We start from the raw sequence: 19730 nt of genomic DNA, 5'->3' as shown, positions 1-19730 counted from the left end.
AGGTTTTCGTCAACTCTGGCTTGTCGGCCTGATCATCTGCCCCAGTATCTCGCTCAATACCTGCGCCTGTTTCCCCACGACCACATGCCAAACGCCATCGGCGTGCTGGCTAATGCCTCGGCTGCCCAATGCATCTAGCAAATCCTCTGACAGTAAATCCTCGTTCGCCAGCTTGATCCGCAAGCGGGTAAGCGCCACGCATTCAACGTGCAATACATTGTCGCGCCCCCCCAATACGGTTAGCCATTGCTGTGCGAGCCCGGGTTCCATCTTGTGTACCCTTTCTTCCTCTACGGCCTGAGCCGTGGCTACGGCTGGCTGGTGATTGAGCTGCGATAGGGCCGAACGTATCTCATCGGCCATGCTATCGGCAGTCGGACCTACGACTACTTGCAAGCTGCCTGCACGGCCGGGACGCATCACGCCCATGGCGCCAAGGGCTCTCAGCGCGTCATCCTGCGCTTTACTGCGGTCTGCCAGTTCCAGACGCAGGCGGGTGGTGCAGGCACCTACCGTGATCAGGTTGTCCGGGCCACCCAGGGCCTGGATATAGGCGTTGGCGCGCTGCTGCCCGGTAAGGTCGGCGGTTTCTGCCACCGGGTTGTCTTCACGCCCCGGGGTTTTAAGTTTGAAGCGGCGGATGCAGTAATCGAACACCACGTAGTAAACAGCGAAGTACGCCAGCCCGATGGGAAAGATCATCCAGCCATTGGTGGACTTGCCCCAGCCCAGCAGCATGTCGATGGCACCGCCAGAAAAGGTGAAGCCCAAATGGATATTCAGTAGGTTGGTGATGGCCATCGACAGCCCGGTCAGCAACGCATGCAACATGTAGAGCAGGGGCGCGAGGAACATGAAGGCAAATTCGATGGGCTCGGTGACGCCGGTCAAAAAGGCCGTCAGCGCCAGTGACAGGAATATCCCGCCCATCAGTTTGCGCCGCTCCGGCAGGGCATTGCGGTACATCGCCAGGCACGCAGCAGGCAGGCCAAACATCATCACCGGAAACATGCCGGTCATAAACTGGCCGCCCTTGGGGTCGCCTGCAAAGTAACGAGTCAGGTCGCCGGTCACTACTTGCCCCGCTTCGTTGGTAAAGCTTCCGAACACGAACCACGCCATGTTGTTGAGGATGTGGTGCAGCCCGGTGATGATCAGCAGTCGATTCAATACACCAAAAATGAAGGCCCCGATGCTGCCGCTTTCGAGCAGCAATACCCCCAGGCTGTTGATGCCGTTCTGGATCGGCGGCCAGATCAAGCCGAACACCACGCCCAGGCCCACAGCGGTAAACCCGGTGACAATCGGCACAAAGCGCCTGCCACCAAAAAACGCCAGGTACTCCGGCAGTTTGATGTCCTTGAAGCGGTTATACAGCCCCCCGGCCATCAGGCCGCTGACGATCCCGGCGAGCATGCCCATATTGATGCTGGCATCGAGCACTTTGAGGGTCGAGACCAGCACCAGGTAACCGATGGCCCCGGCCAGGCCCGCGGTACCGTTATTGTCCCGGGCAAAACCCACCGCTATGCCGATGGCGAAGATCAGCGCCAGATTGGCGAAAATCGTGTTGCCCGCATCGTGGATGATGGCGATGTTCAGCAAGTCGGCGTCGCCCAGGCGCACTAACAAACCTGCAATCGGCAGGATCGCAATGGGCAGCATCAGCGCCCGGCCAAGCCGTTGCAGACCTTCAATGAAGTGTTGATACATGAGAGGTTCTCCGTTGTTTTTGTTGTTGTCAGTCGGAAAGTGGCCAGTGTTGGCGGCAAGCTTCACGCACCGCGCCAGCACTGCTCAGGTTCAATAATGTCTGGCTGATGGTTTGGCACATCCCTGCATCCAGTTGCCGTACCCGGTCCTTGATTTCGCCGATTTGCAGCGGGCTTACCGACAGCTCGCGTACCCCCAGGCCAAGGAGTACCGGGGTGGCCAGGGGGTCGCTGGCCAGTGCGCCGCACACCCCGACCCAACACTGATGCAGGGCCGCCCCGGCACAGGTATGGGCAATCAGTCGCAGCAGTGCCGGGTGCAAGGCATCGACCCGTGCGGCAAGCCCGGCATGGTCGCGGTCCATCGCCAGGGTGTATTGCGACAAATCGTTGGTGCCGATGGACAGGAAATCCGCATGCTCGGCCAGTTGTTCAGCCAGCAAGGCCGCTGCCGGGACCTCAATCATCACCCCCAATTGCGGGCGCTCGGTCAGGTCCAGCTCGATGCGCAGGGCATCAAGGCGCTGCCGGATCTGCAGCAGCTCGTCGACCTCGGTAATCATCGGCAGCAGGATGCGGCAGCGTTGCGTCGGTTTGACTTGCAGCAAGGCACGCAGTTGCCGGTCGAGCACCTGCGGGTGCAGTTGGGCCAGGCGAATGCCGCGCAGACCCAACACCGGATTGGCTTCGTCGGGTAACGGCAAGTAGTCGAGCTGTTTGTCGCCGCCCACATCGATGGTGCGGATGATCACGGGCTTGTCGCCCATGGCATCGAGTACCTCCTGGTAGGCCGTGATCTGCTCCTGTTCATTGGGCGCAGTATGGCGATCAACAAACAGAAACTCGGTGCGCAATAACCCCACCCCGTCCGCACCATTGGCGTGGGCGCTGGCGGCATCATGGCTGGAGGCCACGTTGGCGGCGATTTCGATGTGCAGGCCGTCACGGGTCAGCGCCGGTTCATGGGCGTGCACCTGTTGCCGGGCAAAGCGTAGCTGGCGGGCAAGGGTGGTGTGGCGGACCTGCTCGATACGTTCGGCAGTGGGCGCCAATTCCAGCCGGGCGTTGTCGGCATCGAGCACCAGGTGCTGGCCTGCGGATAAGTCGAGGACTTCGCGGCCGAGGGCGACCAGGCACGGCAAGCCTTTGCCGCGTGCCAAAATTGCTACGTGTGAGGTAGCACCACCTGCTGCCATGCACAGCCCCGCGACGTTCTGCTCGCACAACATCAGCAGGTCGGAGGGCGTGAGTTCAAAGGCGGCCACGATGGCGCCTGGAGGTAAATGGCACTGCCCGCTTTCTCCCAGCAAGGCACGTAAGACCCGTTGCTGCAAGTCACGTAAATCGTTGGAGCGCTCGGCCAGTAAGGGACTGCCCAGGCTTTGCAAAATCGTGCATTGCTGCTCGATGGCTTCGCTCCAGGCGTGGGCGGCACCGCGGCCTTGGGCGATGGCGATATGGCTGGCCTGCAGCAGCGCGCTGTCTTCAAGCAAAGCCAGGTGGGTGGCGAAAATCGCTTCCTCGTCGACTCGACGTTGCGCACGGGCGGTGATCAAAGTGAGCTGGATTTCTTCGCGCACCTGCTCCAGAGCCGTATTCAGCGCCAGAATTTGTTGCGCCGGGATGTTATTGCCGGGGTCGGGCGGCAGTTGTACGCCGGTCAAATAAAACAGCGGACCGCTGACCAGGCCGGGGGCGGCGCATACACCGCTCAACTGCCCCGGTTGGTTGTTGGGCCTTGTCGGTGCGGGTGCCGATACGTGCGGGGCGGGAGCGGATCGCACTTTGCCCAGCGCAGCCAGAAGCGCCTGCAGCGCGGCACCGGCATCCTCGCCTTCGCAACTGACCTGCACCTCATCCTGCTCGCTGATACCCAGTGCCAATAGCCTGACAATGCTGTCGCAGGGAGCTGAGTTGGCCCCGATGTGCAAGCGCGATGCGCTCTTGAATCCCAGCGCGGTTTGCCTTACCAGGGCGGCGGGGCGAGCATGCAGGCCGCCCTTATGGGTTATGCGCACGCTGCCTTGGGCGTGCAGGCTCGGGTTGTCCGTAATCTCGGGCGCCCCGACGGCCTGACGTGCAACGATGTGCAGCAAAGGCTCGCCAACCTGGGCCGTGTTTTGCTCAAGAAGCTGCAATTCGAACTGTTCGCCATTGGTCAGCACCAGCAGGCTGATCAGGCTTTTGCAGCGTTGTGCAATGTAGTCGAGGTCGAGGCGTATGAGCGGCTGGCCGCGGTAGACCTGTGCGCCGTTTTTTACCAACAGCTCAAAGCCTTCGCCTTGCAGCTCAAAGGTGTCGATACCCAGGTGCATCAGCAATTCAGCGCCGTTTTCGGCACGCAACGTCAGGGCATGAGCGGTTTTGGCGACATGCACCACCACCCCGTCACAGGGGGCAAACAAACAGTCGTTCAGCGGGTCGATACCAATGCCATCGCCCATCACGGCACTGGAAAATACGTCGTCCGGTACGTGGGGCAGCTTGATGATCGGACCGCTAAGCGGCGCGCTGAGGGTGAGCTTTTTATTATTGTGCATGGCGCGATACTCATTAAATCTGTGGAAAGGGGCTGCTTAGTGAGTACGGGTCACTTTGCTTAGGAAACGCGGCTGGTCGGGGTCCAGCCCCCGGGCTTCGGCCAGGGCTGCGGCCATCACGTAAAAGCTCTGGATCGCCAGAATCGGGTCTAGATCCGGGTGTGCCGCCTGGCTCAAAGTCAGGTCGCGATCAGGCACATCACTCGGGGCTGCGAGTAATACGCGGGCACCACGCTGGCGCATGTCATGGGCCAGGGTCAGCAAGCCAGCCTGCTCCACACCGCGTGGAGCAAAAATCAGCAGTGGGTAGTTTTCGTCGATCAAAGCCATTGGCCCGTGGCGCACTTCGGCGCTACTGAAGGCTTCGGCCTGCAGGGTCGAGGTTTCCTTTAATTTGAGCGCAGCCTCTTGGGCGATGGCAAAGCCTGCCCCCCGGCCTATGACCAGCAATCGTTGAGCATCGCGCAGGGTGTCGATGGCTTTGCTCCAGTCTTGAGAGCGGGCATCGCGCAAACCGGCAGGCAACAAGTGGCCAGCTTCGAGCAAGGCCTTGTCATTGGCCCAATGCGCCATCAGTCGGGCACTGGCGCTCAAGGTGGCAATAAAACTTTTGGTGGCCGCCACGCTGTATTCGGCACCGGCACACAGGGGCAGGGTGTAGGCACTGGCCTCTTCGAGCGGTGAGTGTTCGGCATTCACCAGCGCCACGCTCAAGGCGCCACGCTCACGCAGCAAGCGCAGGCTGTCAATCAGGTCAGGGCTTTGACCCGACTGGGAGAAGGCAAATACCGCCTGCCCTTTCACCCGCAGCGGTGACTGGCGCAGGGTGACAACCGACATCGGCAGTGAGGCCACGGGCACGCCCATGTGCTGCATGGTCAAGTAGGCAAAGTAACTGGCAGCATGGTCAGAGCTGCCGCGTGCAAGGGTCATGGCTACATCGGGCGGGTTGGCTCGCAGTTCGCGGGCGAGGTCGACCAGGAACGGATCGAGATTGATCAGCTGGCGTTCGACCGCTTCACATGAGGACTGGGCCTCTTCAAGCATTTTGGAAGTCAAGCGCTTCTCCTTCGACCATGACGGCAGTGATGTTTAATGAGCGGTCCAGGCGCACGCAGTCGGCCCAGCTGCCGGGTTGCAAGCGTCCGCGGTCCACCATGCCGAGGTAATCGGCCGGGAACTGCGACAGTCGTTGCGAGGCTTCGGCCAGCGGCAGGCCGATTTTCACCAGATTGCGCAGCGCCTGATCCATGGTCAGGGTGCTGCCCGCCAACGTGCCATCGGCCAGGCGCACGCCGCCCAGGCATTTGGTCACGGTGTGGCTGCCCAATTGATACTCGCCATCGGGCATGCCGGTAGCGGCGGTCGAATCGGTGACGCAGTACAGGCAGGGGATCGCACGCAATGCAGCGCGGATTGCCCCGGGATGTACGTGCAGCAAGTCAGGGATCAGCTCGGCAAATCGAGCATGGGCCAGCGCTGCACCAAGAATGCCGGGCTCGCGGTGATGTAGCGGGCTCATGGCGTTGTACAAATGGGTAAAGCTGCTGGCGCCAGCATCCAGTGCGGCCACGCCTTCTTCATAACTGCCCAGGGTGTGGCCCAGTTGCATGCGAACACCGCGGGCACTGAGCTCGCCAATCAGTTCAATGTGGCCAGCAATTTCGGGGGCGATGGTGATCACCTTGATCGGCGCCAGGCCCAGGTAGTCCTCGACTTCAGCCATCAGCGCGGTGTGGGCGAAGTTGGGCTGCGCGCCGAGTTTGCCTGGGTTGATAAACGGGCCTTCAAGGTGCACGCCGAGCACCCGGGCGCAGCCGCTTGGACGCTGCTGGCAGAAATCGCCAAGGGCAGCGAGCACCCGGCAGATGTCGTGATTCGGAGCGGTCATGGTGGTGGCCAGCAGCGCCGTGGTGCCGAACCGCAGGTGAGTGCGGGTGATGGTTTCGAAGGCTTCACTGCCTTGCATGATGTCTTTGCCGCCGCCGCCGTGAACATGCAAGTCGATAAAACCGGGCAGCAGGTACGGCAGGTCATTGTCAGCCGGGTCGCAGGGACGGCCTTCGATACCGAGCACCTTGGTGCCTTGCAGCAGCAGGTGACCGCGAACCCAGCCTTGGGGCGTGAGGATGTTGGCTTCAGACATGATCGGCTCTCCGGGCGTAGCGTCGAATGAGGGTTAGCGGCGCAGCTCGGCCACGAAGTCGTAGTAATCGTTACGGCAATAGGTGTCGGTGACTTCGATGGGGGTGTTGTCTTCCAGGTAGCCGACCCGGGTCATCAGCAGCATGGCGGTACCCGCTTCGATCCCGACCAGCGCGGCAAATTCGGCTGAGGCGTTGACCGCCTGAATGTGCTGCAGGGCGCGGACCACCGGTTTGCCGATACGGTCCAGATGTTCGTATAGCGAGTCGCCAATCACTTGCGGCTGTGGGATCAGCGACGCAGGCAGGGTGCTCATTTCGATGGCCATGACCGTGTCATCGGCTTTGCGAAGACGCTTGAGGCGGGCGACTTTGTCGGTGGGCGACAGCGCCAGACGGATCAGCTCCTCGTGGGTAGGCGGGGTGATTTCCCGGTCCAGCCACTGTGAGCTTGGTACAAAGCCCTTGAGCCGGAGCATTTCGCTGAAACTGGAAAGCCGCGACAACGGTTGCTCGAGACGTGGAGTAATAAAGGTACCGGAGCCCTGGCTGCGGCGGATCAGGCCTTGTTCGAACAGCACTTCCAGGGCTTTGCGGGCAGTAACGCGGGACAAGCCCAGTTGTTCGCTCAGGCTGCGCTCGGAAGGCAGTGCCTGCTCGGCTTTCCAGATGCCAGCGTGAATCGCGGCTTCCAGGTTTCGGGCGAGTTGCAGGTACAACGGTGTGGCCAGGGTGTCGTCCGGGCGTAGGGCAAGAAGCGTGCTCATGGGGGTGTGTCCGATGCGGTTATTGGGTTTTTTGTCGCTCGGTAATACGGAAAAACTAATACCACTTTAATACCAAGTCAATACGCGAAACTGGGGCTTCCCCCTGTATGAACAATGTTTTCAGGGGTGATTATTTGTTTGGTGTTTAAGTGGTATTAGCGTGTTGGCGGGGGCGACAAGAGGTTGCGGGCCCTGATGGGCCCGGCGGTGTGCAGTGGTATTAAGTGTGCAGGGGTGAGGATGCTGGTACGGCGGCTGGAATTTATTTTTGCTCAGGGGCGGATTTCAACCATCGTGCCGTCTGGAACCAGGCTCCAGACTTCGCGCATTTCGTGGTTTTTCATCGCGATGCAACCATCGGTCCAGTCCAGGGTGTGGAACAACTCTTCGGGGTTGTCTTCGCTGTCCGGCGTGCCGTGGATCATGATCATCGAACCCGGGTTGACGCCTTCACGCCGGGCGGTGGCCGCGTCGCTGATATTGGGGTAGTTGATGTGCATCGCCAGATTGAACTTGTCGCTTTTTTTGCGCCAGTCGACCCAGTAGATGCCCTCGGGGGTGCGTTTGTCCCCTTCGCGCATTTTTGGGCCCCTGGGTTGTTTGCCCAGGGAGATGCGGTAGATCTTGATGGGCTTGCCGTTGCTGATCAGCTCCAGTTTGCGGGCAGACTTGATGACCAGCACCTTGTCGATAGTTTGCCCCGCACGAACCGGTTCCGACGACGGAGCGGGCTTGAGGACCTGATTTTTATCAACGGGTTTGCCGTTTACGGTTATGACAACAGAAGCCTGGCAGATAACGGCAAAGGACAGGCAAAGAGCAGCGAGCAACCAACGCATTAGAGGGGCATTCCTGAGTTACAAGGCGAGCAGCATTATTTTTGGGGTTTGTTCAGGCTGGCCAGCGGCGCTACAGCCTCGCTGCGCACGGGGTAGAAAGTGCCCGGGCGGTCAGCGAAGAAGCATTCTAAGGTACGGCTGACCGTGCGGAAAGCCAGCTCTGACCAAGGGATGTCGGCTTCTTCAAACAGGCGCACTTCAAGGCTCTCTTCACCGGCTGCGAAGTTCGGGCCCAGCAGGTCGGCGCGGTAGAAAATATGCACCTGATTGATATGCGGCACATCGATCAAGGTGTAGATGGCCAGGTTTTCGACCACGGCACAGGCTTCTTCCAGGGTTTCGCGTCGGGCCGCGTTCTCGACTGTCTCGCCGTTCTCCATAAAGCCTGCGGGCAGTGTCCAGAAGCCTTTGCGCGGTTCGATGGCGCGACGGCACAGCAGTACTTGCGTGCCCCACACAGGCACGCAACCGGCGACGATATTGGGGTTTTGATAATGAACGGTCTGGCAGTGGTCGCAGACATAGCGCAGGCGTGAATCGCCTTGCGGGATATGCTGGCTGACGGAATGGCCGCACTGGCTGCAAAATTTCATGCTGTGGTCTCTGGCTCGTTGCCTATCTTGGGGCTGAGACGGGCTCGCGGCAAGTGCGGCATGGCGGGCTGCGACACTGTAGGACTTGGGTGCCCGGTACGATTTGGTGCATGATGCCCGATAAGTGACGGATCGAGATGACCTATGCTGGACGAGCTGCTTGGCCGTGTGAGCCGCTATACCCCACGGACGCTGGAAACAGAACGGAATTTCCCGGAAGCTGCGGTGTTGTTGCCGGTGACGCGCAGTTCTGAGCCTGAACTGATTCTGACCCTGCGTGCCAGCGGGTTGTCGACCCACGGTGGTGAAGTGGCTTTTCCGGGCGGGCGCCGCGACCCGGAAGACCCCGACCTGGTGTTCACCGCGCTTCGTGAGGCGCAAGAAGAAATCGGCTTGCCGCCGGGGCTGGTCGAGGTGATCGGGCCGCTGAGCCCCTTGATCTCGTTGCACGGTATTCGCGTCACTCCTTATGTCGGTCTGGTCCCGGATTACGTTGAATATCTGGCCAATGACGCCGAAATCGCCGCGGTATTTAGCGTGCCGCTGGAGTTCTTCCGCCAGGACCCGCGTGAGCACACTCATCGCATCGACTACCAGGGCCGTAGCTGGTACGTGCCGAGCTACCGTTTTGGTGTGTACAAAATCTGGGGGCTGACGGCAATCATGATCGTGGAGCTGATGAACCTGCTCTATGACGACGTCAACATCAACCTGCATACCCCGCCCGAACGTTCCATTCCAATTTAGAGCCGTCAGCAGACGGCCACGCCTGCCTTGAGGACATCAGCATGAAATACAGCCTGGGTGATTCGCTCGTCGAAACCCATCCCGACAGCTGGACCGCGCCCACCGCCACCCTTATTGGCAAGGTGCGGCTGGAGGAGGGTGCCAGTGTCTGGTTTAACGCCGTGTTGCGCGGCGATAACGAACTGATCCTGATTGGCAAGTACAGCAATGTGCAGGATGGCGCGGTGATGCATACCGACATGGGTTACCCGCTGACCCTCGGCACCGGCGTGACCATTGGCCATAACGCCATGCTGCATGGCTGTACGGTAGGCGATTACAGCCTGATCGGTATCAATGCGGTGATCCTCAACGGCGCCAAAATCGGCAAGCATTGCATCATCGGCGCCAACTCGCTGATTGGCGAGGGCAAGGAGATTCCGGACGGTTCGCTGGTCATGGGCTCGCCGGGCAAAGTGGTGCGCGACCTCACCGATGAACAGAAAAAGTTGCTGGAGGCCAGCGCGGCCCACTACGTCAAGAACGGCCAGCGTTATGCCCGTGACCTCAAGGTGCAAGAGCAATGACAGAAGCAGAGCGCCAGGTTGCCTCGCCCTGCGTGAATATTTGCGCGCTGGACGACGACGATGTGTGCAGTGGCTGCCAGCGTACTGTGGCGGAAATTACCCGCTGGAACCGCATGACCAACCCGGAACGCCGCGACGTGCTGGTGCTGTGCCATGAGCGGGCCAAAGCCAGTGGAGTGGTGTGGATGTTGGGTTCTAAAGCCTGAGAACGTCCTCTCCCGGAGGGAGTGGAGACTGACTGCACGCGAATCTGCGATCACCACAAAAAGGCCCCCTCTCCCTCCGGGAGAGGGCTGGGGTGAGGGGCTCTTGGCCTGGCGCACGTCCTTCAAGTACCCTGTGCGCCTTATTTAGAGGTGTCGCCCGCTGCCATGCTGTTTCTAATTGCTTATATCGCCAGCGTCGTGCTGATCAACTTCGCGTTTTCCACGGCGCCACATCTGGACATCATCTGGTCGGCCTGGGGCGGCCTGGTCTTTGTGTTGCGCGACATGGTGCAAACCCGCTTCGGCCACGGTGCTCTGCTGGCCATGCTGGCTGCGCTGGTGCTGTCGTATATCACCTCAGACCCCTCGATTGCCCTGGCCAGTGCCACGGCGTTTGCCGTTTCCGAATGCATCGACTGGCTGGTGTTCAGCATCACCAAACGACCGCTGCATGATCGCTTGTGGATCAGCTCTGCGCTGAGCATCCCGATCGATACCTTTATCTTCTTCGGCATGATTGATGCTTTTACCCCTGGCGTGATCATTATCGCCATGGCCTCGAAATTCGCCGGCGTCACCTGTGTATGGCTGGCAATGGCCTGGCGTTTGCGCAAAGCCGCGGTCTAGTCATGTAAAATGCCGGCCTTTGTATCCCCCCTGCAGGCGCTGGCTTGGTCAGTGCCTTCGATGATTTGTTTCCTTGAGGACCTGAAATGACCCGTATCGGAACTCCACTGTCGCCGACTGCGACCCGCGTATTGCTGTGTGGCTGCGGCGAGCTGGGCAAAGAAGTTGTCATCGAACTGCAGCGTCTGGGGGTCGAAGTGATCGCCGTTGATCGCTACGCCAATGCACCGGCCATGCAGGTTGCCCATCGCAGCCATGTGATCAACATGCTCGATGGCGCTGCCCTGCGCGCCGTGATCGAAGCCGAAAAGCCGCACTTCATCGTCCCGGAAATCGAAGCCATCGCCACTGCGACGCTGGTTGAGCTGGAAGCTGAAGGTTTCACCGTCATTCCGACCGCACGTGCCACGTCACTGACCATGAACCGCGAAGGCATTCGTCGTCTGGCGGCCGAAGAACTGGACCTGCCGACTTCGCCGTACCACTTTGCCGACACCTTCGAAGACTACAGCGCTGCCGTGCTGGACCTGGGCTTTCCGTGTGTGGTCAAGCCGGTAATGAGTTCGTCGGGCAAGGGCCAGAGCCTTCTGCGCAGTGCCGATGATGTAAAGGCTGCCTGGGGCTACGCGCAGGAGGGTGGCCGTGCAGGGAAGGGCCGGGTCATCGTTGAAGGCTTTATCGACTTTGACTATGAAATCACCCTGCTGACCGTGCGTCATGTTGGCGGTACCAAGTTCTGCGCGCCGGTCGGTCACCGTCAGGAGAAGGGCGACTATCAGGAGTCCTGGCAGCCGCAGGCCATGAGCCCGATTGCTCTGGCCGAGTCCGAACGTGTGGCCAGGGCGGTTACCGAGGCGCTGGGTGGTCGTGGCTTGTTTGGCGTTGAGCTGTTTATCAAGGGTGATCAAGTGTGGTTCAGCGAAGTATCGCCGCGCCCCCACGATACCGGTCTGGTGACCCTGATTTCCCAGGATTTGTCGCAGTTCGCGCTGCATGCTCGGGCGATTCTCGGCTTGCCGATTCCGTTGATCCGTCAGTTCGGGCCATCGGCCTCGGCGGTGATTCTGGTGGAGGGGCAGTCGACCCAGACCGCCTTCTCCAACCTGGGTGCAGCCCTGAGCGAGCCGGACACGGCTTTGCGCCTGTTCGGCAAGCCAGAGGTGAATGGCCAGCGCCGTATGGGCGTGGCCCTGGCGCGTGACGAGTCGATCGAAGCCGCTCGCGCCAAAGCCACCCGCGCTGCCAAGGCGGTAGTTGTAGAGCTGTAAAAAATAACAACCCGTAGTCGCTGCCGAGGTACGAAGGCTGCGAGCTTTTGAACTTTAAGAGCTCGCAGCCTTCGTACCTCGGCAGCGACTACGGATTTTCTGCGCCGATCAAGCCACCTTGTTCAGGTCAGCCTCTTTCGTTTCCTTCAGGCACAGCACGGCTATCAGGCTGAGAATCGCTGCGCCCGACACGTACCCGCCGACCCAGCTCAAGCCACCCATGCTTACCAGTTTCTGGGCAAAGAACGGTGCCGCCGATGCGCCGACAATCCCGCCCAGGTTGTATGCGGCCGATGCACCGGTGTAGCGCACGCGGGTCGGGAACAGTTCCGGCAGCAGGGCGCCCATCGGGGCGAATGTCACCCCCATCAGGAACAGCTCAATGCACAGAAACAGCGCCACTCCCCAGGTGGTTCCGTGGGTGAGCAGGGGTTCCATCAAAAAGCCTGACAAAATCGCCAGCACGCCGCCGACAATCAGCACAGGTTTACGCCCATAACGGTCGCTGGCCCAGGCCGAAAGCGGAGTGGCCGCCGCCATGAACAGCACGGCAAAACACAGCAGGCCGAGGAAGGTTTCGCGGGTATAGCCCAGCGTGGACACGCCATAGCTCAGCGAAAATACCGTCGAGATATAGAACAGCGCATAACACACTACCATCGAGGCCGCGCCCAACAGCATCGGCGCCCAGTATTGGCTGAACAGCTCGACTATCGGCATCTTCACCCGTTCGTGTTGCGCCACGGCCTTGGCGAAGACGGGGGTCTCTTCCAGTTTCAGGCGTACATACAGGCCGACCATTACCAGTGCTGCACTGAGCAGGAAAGGAATACGCCAGCCCCATGAGCGGAACTGCTCATCGCTCAGGCTCATGGCCAGAATCAGAAACAGGCCGTTGGCCGCCAGAAAGCCGATCGAAGGCCCCAGTTGCGGGAACATGCCATACCAGGCGCGCTTGCCCTTGGGGGCGTTTTCGGTGGCCAGCAATGCCGCGCCGCCCCATTCCCCGCCCAGCCCCAGGCCCTGGCCGAAGCGCAGCACGCAGAGCAGGATCGGGGCCCAGGCGCCAATCGTGGCGTAACCCGGCAGCACGCCGATCAGCGTGGTACACACGCCCATCAATAGCAGGGAGGCGACCAGGGTGGATTTGCGCCCGATACGGTCACCGAAGTGGCCAAACAGGAATGAGCCCAACGGGCGGGCGAGAAAGGCGATGCCGAAGGTCAGAAACGCCGACAGCATCTGCGCCGTGCCGGAGGTTTGCGGGAAAAATACCGGGCCAATGACCAGTGCTGCGGCGGTGGCATACACGTAAAAGTCGTAGAACTCGATGGCCGTGCCGATAAAGCTGGCCGTGGCAACGCGGGTGGCGGAGTTGACCGGCTTGTCGGGCGTAGCTTCGCTATAGGTTGTGCTGGAGGTCATGCGTATATCCCTGACAGTTATGAGCTCTGTGGCCGATGTCCGCCTTTGCGGCGTGACGTGGCGAGCAATTTTTATGGTCGTTGGCCCTGAGGGATAACAGGGTGCAAGCGCAGTTCAGGATGGGAACGTACGCAGGTACTGCGTAAAGCAACGCGCCGACAGCGTAGGGTGCGGGTAACACGCGTGTCGGCGAGGCTTGGGTAAGCGAGGAAGATTATAGGGAGGCCCGTTCAAATGTAACAAGGCCTTACGCGGCGATTAAACCGCGGGCTTGACGCTGTTGTGCCAGATAAGCACGCGGCTGACGCGGTTTTCTTCGGTCTGGAGGATCTCCAGGCGATAACCGCCGATTTTCAGGCACACGGTGGTTTCGGGGATGGTTTCCAGCGCTTCGGTGACCAGGCCGTTGAGGGTTTTTGGGCCGTCGCAGGGCAGGTGCCAACCCAGAGCCTTGTTCAACTCGCGAATGGAGGCGGCACCATCGACCACATAGCGGCCGTCAGGCAGAGGGTCGATGTGCGGGTTGTCGATGTTTTGCTCGTCTTCGAACTCGCCCACGATTTCTTCGAGGATGTCTTCGAGGGTCACGATACCCAGGACTTCGCCATATTCATCGACCACCACGCCCAGCCTGCGCTGCTGCTTGTGGAAGTTCAGCAGTTGCAATTGCAGCGGGGTGCTTTCGGGAATGAAGTAAGGCTCGTGACAAACGGCCAGCAATGCCTCTTTGGTCAGGCTGGCGTCCGGCAGCATGTGTTGAATGTGACGGGTGTTGAGGATGGCTTCGACCTGGTTGATGTCGTTGTGAAACACCGGCAGGCGCGTACGCGTGGTCTGGCGCAGCTGTTCGATCAGTTCGTCGATCGGGTCGTCGAGGTTCACGCCCTCGACTTCGCTGCGCGGGATCAGGATGTCGTTGACCGTGATGTTGTCCAGCGCATGAATGCCGGACAGCAATGGCGTGCGGCTGCTGGATTGCTCGTCCTGCTGCTGGGGCAGTTCTTCGCGCGGCTGCTGGGCTTGTGCGCGCCTTGCGCCAGCGCCGCGCTTGCCCAGTAAATAGCCGACAAGCATCCCGGCTCCAGCAATCAACAGTGCCGAGGCCGCCAGAATCGGCCCGGGGGGCAAGCTATCCATAATTATCGCCCGTCAGATATGCAGAATGTATTCACGAACCAGCTTGCTGCCAAAGTAGGCCAGCATCAACAGGCAAAAACCGGCAAAGGTCCAGCGGATGGCCTTGTGGCCGCGCCAGCCGAGGTGGTGACGGCCCCACAGCAACACGCTGAATACGATCCATGCCAGGCAGGCCAGCAGGGTTTTATGCACCAGATGCTGGGCGAACAGATTGCCCAGGAACAGCCAGCCGGAAATCAAGGACAGCGAAAGCAGCGACCAGCCGGCCCAGAGGAAGCCGAACAGCAGGCTTTCCATGGTTTGCAGTGGCGGGAAGTTCTTGATCAGGCCCTTGGGGTGCTTGTGCTTGAGCTGATAGTTCTGCAGCGACAGCAGCAGCGCCTGGAACACCGCAATGGTGAACATGCCGTAGGCCAGGATCGACAGCAGGATGTGCGCGAGAATGCCCGGTTCTTCATTAATGACCTGGACCGTGCCGGGTGGGGCGAATTCGGACAGCAGCACCGTCAACATGCCCAGCGGATATAAAAGCAGCAGCAGGTTCTCGACCGGGATGCGTGCGCAGGCCACCAGGGTCACGGTGATTACGGCCACGGCAATCAGGCTGGCCGCACTGAAAAAGTCCAGTTCGAGGCCGGCAGGCGTCATCAGGTGGGTAAACAGGCTGGCGGCGTGGGCGAGCACGGCAAGAATGCCGAGCGTCACCAACAGGCGTTTGTTTGCCTTTGCGCCTTGGCGCAGGCAAGAGCCCTGATAGAAGGTCGCAGCGGCATACAAGCAGGCGGCGGCGAGGCTGGGTAGCAAGCTGGGTGACAAGGGGAGCATAAATCCTGTTAGGCAAGCCCGAAAGGACTGAGTTTGGCATACAACCGCCTGTACACGAAAGACCACATAAGCCGACGGCATGGTGTCGGACACGGCCAGTCTTCGCTATAATCCGCGACCTGCCCACGCCGCAGGCTCGCCGAGCATCAGTTTTACACGGGCTGGGCCGCAATAACCCCGGTCTACTTTGGGCCTGAAAGGATCGCGCATGTTTGAAAATTTAACCGATCGTCTCTCGCAGACGCTGCGCCATGTCACCGGCAAGGCCAAGCTGACCGAGGACAATATCAAGGACACCCTGCGTGAAGTACGCATGGCGTTGCTGGAAGCCGACGTAGCGTTGCCGGTCGTCAAAGACTTCGTCAACGCGGTCAAAGAGCGCGCTGTAGGCACTGAAGTGTCCCGCAGCCTGACGCCGGGCCAGGCGTTTGTGAAGATCGTCCAGGCCGAGCTTGAAAGCTTGATGGGTGCTGCCAACGAGGACCTGGTCCTTAATGTCACGCCGCCAGCCGTTGTATTGATGGCCGGTTTGCAGGGGGCGGGTAAAACCACCACCGCTGGCAAACTGGCGCGCTTCCTTAAAGAGCGCAAAAAGAAAACCGTGATGGTGGTCTCGGCCGACGTTTATCGTCCGGCAGCGATCAAGCAGCTGGAAACCCTGGCCAATGAAGTCGGGGTTACCTTCTTCCCGTCCGACCTGAGCCAGAAGCCGGTAGACATCGCTCGCGCAGCCATTGCTGAAGCGAAGCTGAAGTTCATCGACGTGGTCATCCTCGATACCGCAGGTCGCCTGCATATCGATGCCGAGATGATGGCCGAGATCCAGGAACTGCATGCGGCTGTCAAGCCTGCAGAAACCCTGTTTGTCGTCGACGCCATGACCGGTCAGGATGCGGCCAACACCGCCAAAGCGTTCGGTGATGCCCTGCCGCTGACCGGCGTGATCCTGACCAAGGTCGACGGTGATGCCCGTGGCGGTGCCGCGTTGTCCGTGCGTGCCATTACCGGCAAGCCGATCAAGTTCATCGGTATGGGCGAGAAGAGCGATGCGCTCGAGCCGTTCCACCCGGACCGTATCGCCTCCCGTATCCTCGGCATGGGCGACGTGCTCAGCCTTATCGAGCAGGCCGAACAGACCCTCGATAAAGACAAAGCCGACAAACTGGCTAAAAAGCTTAAAAAAGGCAAAGGCTTCGACCTCGAAGACTTCCGCGACCAACTGCAACAGATGAAGAACATGGGCGGCCTTGGCGGCCTCATGGACAAACTGCCGAACATGGGTGGGGTCAATCTGGCGCAAATGGGCAATGCCCAGGGCGCAGCTGAAAAGCAGTTCAAGCAGATGGAAGCCATCATCAACTCCATGACCCCGGCCGAGCGCCGCGACCCTGAGCTGATCAGCGGTTCGCGCAAACGCCGGATTGCCATGGGTTCCGGTACTCAGGTGCAGGACATCGGTCGCTTGATCAAGCAGCACAAGCAGATGCAAAAGATGATGAAAAAGTTTTCCACCAAAGGTGGGATGGCCAAAATGATGCGCGGCATGGGCTCGATGATGCCCGGCGGCGGCATGCCAAAAATGTAATTTACCCGCCCGGACGCTTGCGTCCGGGCAACTCGCAGCAATGCGAGACACCCGGCAAACCCGCACTGTGCGGGAGCTGACCTGTCACCATTCGTGGTGACTTAGTTGCAAGTCTGTACGGCATGCCGATAGGCGCCTGAAAAAGACATTTGCAAAAGTCCGGATATTCCTTAGAATATGCGGCCTTTCGGGCACCTATGCCCGCTGTGCCTTTAGATTTGCAGCACCGACTACAGGAACGATGTTCACATGCTAACAATCCGTCTTGCCCTTGGCGGCTCCAAAAAGCGCCCGTTTTACCACTTGACCGTTACCGATAGCCGTAACCCACGTGACGGTTCCCACAAGGAACAAATTGGCTTCTTCAACCCGGTTGCCCGTGGTCAAGAAGTTCGTTTCTCCGTTAAAGAAGATCGCCTCGCCTACTGGCAGAGCGTTGGTGCAACCATGTCTGAGCGTGTTGCTCAGCTGGTTAAAGAAAACGCTAAGGCTGCGGCCTGAGCAATATGAGCGTGACGCCTGAAACTGCTGATGATTTGATCGTTATCGGCAAAATCTACTCGATTCACGGCGTGCGCGGCGAAGTGAAGGTTTATTCCTTTACGGATCCAATTGATAACCTGTTGGACTACAAAAAGCTGACGCTTCGGCGCGGCAATGATGTGCGACAGGCAGAGCTGGTCAGTGGCCGTTCTCATAACGGCAAGTTTCTGGTTGTAAAGCTCAAGGGTCTAGATGACCGTGACGAAGCTGGTCTTCTTCGCGAATTCGAAATCTGCGTGCCGCGTAACCTGTTTCCTGAACTGACCGACGGCGAGTACTACTGGTACCAGCTGCAGGGACTGAAAGTGACCAACCTTGAAGGGCAATTGCTCGGCAAGATTGTTGATCTGATGGAAACTGGCTCGAACGATGTCATGGAAGTCAAACCTTGCCCAGGTAGCCTGGATGATCGCGATCGCTTGTTGCCCTATACAGAGCAATGCGTGCTGAGCGTCGACCTTGCAGCTGGCGAGATGAAGGTGGATTGGGATGCGGATTTCTAAGCGTGGCTAAATTGCGCGTAGAAGTGATCAGTTTGTTTCCCGAAATGTTTTCCGCCATCAGCGACTACGGCATCACTAGTCGTGCGGTGAAACAAGGGCTCTTGCAGCTGACTTGTTGGAACCCGCGAGACTACACAACGGATCGACATCACACTGTGGATGATCGCCCATTTGGCGGTGGTCCGGGCATGGTGATGAAGATCAAGCCTCTGGAAGATGCACTGGTTCAGGCCAGAGAAGCAGCCGGAGAGGCGGCGAAGGTTATTTACCTGTCGCCCCAAGGCCGTCAGCTGAATCAGTCGGCGGTACGCGAACTGGCGAATGAGGAAGCATTAATCCTTATTGCAGGTCGTTATGAAGGCATTGACGAGCGTTTTATAGATGCTTATGTCGATGAAGAGTGGTCGATTGGTGACTATGTACTCTCTGGTGGCGAGCTGCCGGCGATGGTTCTGATTGATGCGGTTACACGACTGCTGCCTGGAGCTTTAGGGCATGCGGACTCCGCGGAGGAAGATTCCTTCACGGATGGTTTGCTGGATTGCCCGCACTACACCCGACCGGAGGTGTATGCGGATCAGCGTGTTCCCGACGTATTGCTTAGTGGCAATCATGCACACATCCGGCGTTGGCGTTTACAGCAGTCCCTTGGGCGGACCTTTGAACGACGCGCCGATCTTCTGGAAAGCCGCTCGCTTTCTGGAGAAGAGAAGAAGCTGCTCGAGGAATATATCCGCGAGCGGGACGATAGTTAACAACGTATCGATGGTAGGTCAGTTGGCCTACCTTAGGAGCACAGCATGACTAACAAAATCATCCTTGCACTCGAAGCAGAGCAGATGACCAAAGAGATCCCTCCTTTTGCCCCGGGCGATACCATCATCGTCCAGGTGAAAGTGAAGGAAGGCGATCGTTCGCGTCTGCAAGCTTTCGAAGGTGTAGTGATTGCCAAGCGTAACCGTGGCGTGAACAGTGCTTTCACTGTTCGTAAAATCTCCAACGGTGTTGGCGTAGAGCGTACTTTCCAGACCTACAGCCCGCAAATCGACAGCATGGCTGTTAAGCGTCGCGGTGACGTGCGTAAAGCCAAGCTGTACTACCTGCGCGACCTGTCGGGTAAAGCAGCTCGCATCAAGGAAAAACTGGCTTAAGTCCAGCTTCCCGATGCAGAAAAAAGCAGCCTTCGGGCTGCTTTTTTGTTGCCTGAAATTTGTCATACCTTTGTCCAGTTGTAGGTAGTAAGAAAGCATGACTTCGCGTGAGCAAGAGATTCAACGTCGTACAGACCTCTCCGTTACCCGCATTACCAAAGCGGTATTTCCCTCTACCACCAACCACCACAACACACTGTTTGGCGGCACCGCGCTGGCGTGGATGGACGAAGTTTCGTTTATTGCCGCAACGCGTTTTTGTCGTCTGCCGTTGGTGACCGTGTCCACGGACCGTATTGATTTCAACCACCCGATTGCGGCTGGCTCCATTGTTGAGCTGGTGGGCCGTGTGGTTAAAGTTGGCAACACCAGCCTCAAGGTTGAGGTTGAGGTGTATGTTGAAAGCATGAGCTGCGATGGCCGCGAACTGGCGATCCAGGGCTTGTTCAGCTTTGTCGCCATCGATGATGACAAACGCCCGGTGCCGGTGTTGCCAGGGTTTGCCCCGTAAAACGGCATTGCGCAATTTTGTGAACAGCGCCTTACTTGTGG

General features: G+C 59.2%; 20 protein-coding genes and 1 pseudogene. 11 read left to right on the top strand and 10 right to left on the bottom strand.

Annotation, left to right across the window (positions count from 1 at the left end; all coding sequences use genetic code 11):
- Positions 1–9: 9 nt before the first annotated feature.
- The 7 genes from nagE to CJU81_RS11890 form a co-directional block, all read right to left on the bottom strand.
- On the bottom strand, positions 10–1713 hold the full coding sequence (nagE, locus tag CJU81_RS11920) for an N-acetylglucosamine-specific PTS transporter subunit IIBC (RefSeq protein ID WP_095036775.1): 1704 nt from the start codon (positions 1711–1713) through the stop codon (positions 10–12).
- Positions 1714–1741: 28 nt separating this feature from the next.
- A complete protein-coding gene (gene ptsP / locus CJU81_RS11915; protein WP_095036774.1) occupies positions 1742–4252 on the bottom strand; it encodes a phosphoenolpyruvate--protein phosphotransferase in 2511 nt (836 codons plus the stop codon).
- Positions 4253–4288: 36 nt separating this feature from the next.
- Positions 4289–5311 carry an SIS domain-containing protein gene (locus CJU81_RS11910; RefSeq protein ID WP_095036773.1) on the bottom strand — a complete coding sequence of 341 codons (1023 nt, stop codon included), beginning with the start codon at positions 5309–5311 and terminating at the stop codon, positions 4289–4291.
- The gene (gene nagA, locus CJU81_RS11905; RefSeq protein ID WP_095036772.1) at positions 5292–6398 is read right to left on the bottom strand and encodes an N-acetylglucosamine-6-phosphate deacetylase; all 1107 of its coding nucleotides are present in this window, start codon (positions 6396–6398) and stop codon (positions 5292–5294) included. The genes CJU81_RS11910 and nagA overlap by 20 nt, the downstream gene beginning before the upstream one ends.
- Before the next feature lie 33 nt (positions 6399–6431).
- Complete coding sequence (locus CJU81_RS11900; RefSeq protein WP_095036771.1) at positions 6432–7163, bottom strand: GntR family transcriptional regulator; 732 nt, start codon at positions 7161–7163, stop codon at positions 6432–6434.
- 272 nt (positions 7164–7435) lie between these two features.
- The gene (locus tag CJU81_RS11895; protein WP_095036770.1) at positions 7436–8002 is read right to left on the bottom strand and encodes a L,D-transpeptidase family protein; all 567 of its coding nucleotides are present in this window, start codon (positions 8000–8002) and stop codon (positions 7436–7438) included.
- A 35-nt stretch (positions 8003–8037) separates the two neighbouring features.
- A complete protein-coding gene (locus CJU81_RS11890) occupies positions 8038–8595 on the bottom strand; it encodes an NUDIX hydrolase (protein ID WP_095036769.1) in 558 nt (185 codons plus the stop codon).
- Between the two features lie 144 nt (positions 8596–8739).
- Here CJU81_RS11890 and CJU81_RS11885 point away from each other — a divergent pair, with 144 nt between their 5' ends.
- From CJU81_RS11885 to purT, 5 genes are all read left to right on the top strand, one after another.
- A complete protein-coding gene (locus tag CJU81_RS11885; protein ID WP_095036768.1) occupies positions 8740–9342 on the top strand; it encodes a CoA pyrophosphatase in 603 nt (200 codons plus the stop codon).
- Positions 9343–9383: 41 nt separating this feature from the next.
- A complete protein-coding gene (locus tag CJU81_RS11880) occupies positions 9384–9908 on the top strand; it encodes a gamma carbonic anhydrase family protein (RefSeq protein ID WP_095036767.1) in 525 nt (174 codons plus the stop codon).
- The gene (locus CJU81_RS11875) at positions 9905–10114 is read left to right on the top strand and encodes a DUF1289 domain-containing protein (protein ID WP_095036766.1); all 210 of its coding nucleotides are present in this window, start codon (positions 9905–9907) and stop codon (positions 10112–10114) included. Before CJU81_RS11880 ends, CJU81_RS11875 begins: the two co-directional genes overlap by 4 nt.
- A 165-nt stretch (positions 10115–10279) precedes the next feature.
- Positions 10280–10741 carry a VUT family protein gene (locus CJU81_RS11870; RefSeq protein WP_095028904.1) on the top strand — a complete coding sequence of 154 codons (462 nt, stop codon included), beginning with the start codon at positions 10280–10282 and terminating at the stop codon, positions 10739–10741.
- A gap of 86 nt (positions 10742–10827) precedes the next feature.
- Entirely contained in the window at positions 10828–12009 is a 1182-nt protein-coding gene (gene purT, locus CJU81_RS11865) for a formate-dependent phosphoribosylglycinamide formyltransferase (RefSeq protein ID WP_095036765.1), read from the top strand.
- A 108-nt stretch (positions 12010–12117) separates the two neighbouring features.
- On the opposite strand, the gene CJU81_RS11860 is transcribed toward purT, so the two are convergent.
- From CJU81_RS11860 to CJU81_RS11850, 3 genes and pseudogenes are all read right to left on the bottom strand, one after another.
- Positions 12118–13434: an MFS transporter gene (locus tag CJU81_RS11860; RefSeq protein ID WP_095036764.1), complete on the bottom strand. Its 1317-nt coding sequence runs from the start codon at positions 13432–13434 to the stop codon at positions 12118–12120.
- Positions 13435–13692: 258 nt separating this feature from the next.
- Positions 13693–14394 (bottom strand): annotated as a pseudogene (locus CJU81_RS11855) (transporter associated domain-containing protein); the annotation flags it as partial.
- Positions 14395–14583: 189 nt separating this feature from the next.
- Entirely contained in the window at positions 14584–15396 is an 813-nt protein-coding gene (locus CJU81_RS11850) for a cytochrome C assembly family protein (RefSeq protein WP_095036763.1), read from the bottom strand.
- 208 nt (positions 15397–15604) lie between these two features.
- Here CJU81_RS11850 and ffh point away from each other — a divergent pair, with 208 nt between their 5' ends.
- From ffh to CJU81_RS11820, 6 genes are all read left to right on the top strand, one after another.
- A complete protein-coding gene (gene ffh / locus CJU81_RS11845; protein ID WP_016781914.1) occupies positions 15605–16981 on the top strand; it encodes a signal recognition particle protein in 1377 nt (458 codons plus the stop codon).
- 249 nt (positions 16982–17230) lie between these two features.
- Entirely contained in the window at positions 17231–17482 is a 252-nt protein-coding gene (gene rpsP, locus CJU81_RS11840; RefSeq protein WP_095036762.1) for a 30S ribosomal protein S16, read from the top strand.
- Between the two features lie 5 nt (positions 17483–17487).
- Complete coding sequence (gene rimM, locus CJU81_RS11835) at positions 17488–18027, top strand: ribosome maturation factor RimM (RefSeq protein WP_048363294.1); 540 nt, start codon at positions 17488–17490, stop codon at positions 18025–18027.
- Between the two features lie 2 nt (positions 18028–18029).
- Positions 18030–18782, top strand: a complete 753-nt coding sequence (gene trmD / locus CJU81_RS11830) for a tRNA (guanosine(37)-N1)-methyltransferase TrmD (protein ID WP_003440270.1) — start codon at positions 18030–18032, stop codon at positions 18780–18782.
- A 45-nt stretch (positions 18783–18827) separates the two neighbouring features.
- Positions 18828–19178: a 50S ribosomal protein L19 gene (gene rplS, locus CJU81_RS11825; protein WP_095036761.1), complete on the top strand. Its 351-nt coding sequence runs from the start codon at positions 18828–18830 to the stop codon at positions 19176–19178.
- A gap of 97 nt (positions 19179–19275) precedes the next feature.
- Entirely contained in the window at positions 19276–19689 is a 414-nt protein-coding gene (locus tag CJU81_RS11820) for an acyl-CoA thioesterase (protein WP_095036760.1), read from the top strand.
- Positions 19690–19730: the final 41 nt, after the last annotated feature.

The sequence above is a fragment of the Pseudomonas fragi genome, assembly GCF_002269505.1.
Lineage (GTDB): Bacteria > Pseudomonadota > Gammaproteobacteria > Pseudomonadales > Pseudomonadaceae > Aquipseudomonas > Aquipseudomonas fragi_D.
Note: the sequence above shows the minus strand (reverse complement) of the source record. Positions and strands in the feature narration are given on the sequence as shown.

Excerpts from the sequence above, each read along its gene's own strand:
- CJU81_RS11850 (WP_095036763.1), bottom strand. The coding sequence starts at position 15,396 with ATGCTCCCCTTGTCACCCAGCTTGCTACCCAGCCTCGCCGCCGCCTGC.
- CJU81_RS11885 (WP_095036768.1), top strand. The coding sequence starts at position 8,740 with ATGCTGGACGAGCTGCTTGGCCGTGTGAGCCGCTATACCCCACGGACG.
- CJU81_RS11890 (WP_095036769.1), bottom strand. The coding sequence starts at position 8,595 with ATGAAATTTTGCAGCCAGTGCGGCCATTCCGTCAGCCAGCATATCCCG.
- nagA (WP_095036772.1), bottom strand. The coding sequence starts at position 6,398 with ATGTCTGAAGCCAACATCCTCACGCCCCAAGGCTGGGTTCGCGGTCAC.
- purT (WP_095036765.1), top strand. The coding sequence starts at position 10,828 with ATGACCCGTATCGGAACTCCACTGTCGCCGACTGCGACCCGCGTATTG.
- CJU81_RS11860 (WP_095036764.1), bottom strand. The coding sequence starts at position 13,434 with ATGACCTCCAGCACAACCTATAGCGAAGCTACGCCCGACAAGCCGGTC.
- nagE (WP_095036775.1), bottom strand. The coding sequence starts at position 1,713 with ATGTATCAACACTTCATTGAAGGTCTGCAACGGCTTGGCCGGGCGCTG.
- CJU81_RS11895 (WP_095036770.1), bottom strand. The coding sequence starts at position 8,002 with ATGCGTTGGTTGCTCGCTGCTCTTTGCCTGTCCTTTGCCGTTATCTGC.
- CJU81_RS11880 (WP_095036767.1), top strand. The coding sequence starts at position 9,384 with ATGAAATACAGCCTGGGTGATTCGCTCGTCGAAACCCATCCCGACAGC.
- ptsP (WP_095036774.1), bottom strand. The coding sequence starts at position 4,252 with ATGCACAATAATAAAAAGCTCACCCTCAGCGCGCCGCTTAGCGGTCCG.
- CJU81_RS11900 (WP_095036771.1), bottom strand. The coding sequence starts at position 7,163 with ATGAGCACGCTTCTTGCCCTACGCCCGGACGACACCCTGGCCACACCG.
- rplS (WP_095036761.1), top strand. The coding sequence starts at position 18,828 with ATGACTAACAAAATCATCCTTGCACTCGAAGCAGAGCAGATGACCAAA.
- CJU81_RS11820 (WP_095036760.1), top strand. The coding sequence starts at position 19,276 with ATGACTTCGCGTGAGCAAGAGATTCAACGTCGTACAGACCTCTCCGTT.
- CJU81_RS11875 (WP_095036766.1), top strand. The coding sequence starts at position 9,905 with ATGACAGAAGCAGAGCGCCAGGTTGCCTCGCCCTGCGTGAATATTTGC.
- rpsP (WP_095036762.1), top strand. The coding sequence starts at position 17,231 with ATGCTAACAATCCGTCTTGCCCTTGGCGGCTCCAAAAAGCGCCCGTTT.
- rimM (WP_048363294.1), top strand. The coding sequence starts at position 17,488 with ATGAGCGTGACGCCTGAAACTGCTGATGATTTGATCGTTATCGGCAAA.
- CJU81_RS11870 (WP_095028904.1), top strand. The coding sequence starts at position 10,280 with ATGCTGTTTCTAATTGCTTATATCGCCAGCGTCGTGCTGATCAACTTC.
- ffh (WP_016781914.1), top strand. The coding sequence starts at position 15,605 with ATGTTTGAAAATTTAACCGATCGTCTCTCGCAGACGCTGCGCCATGTC.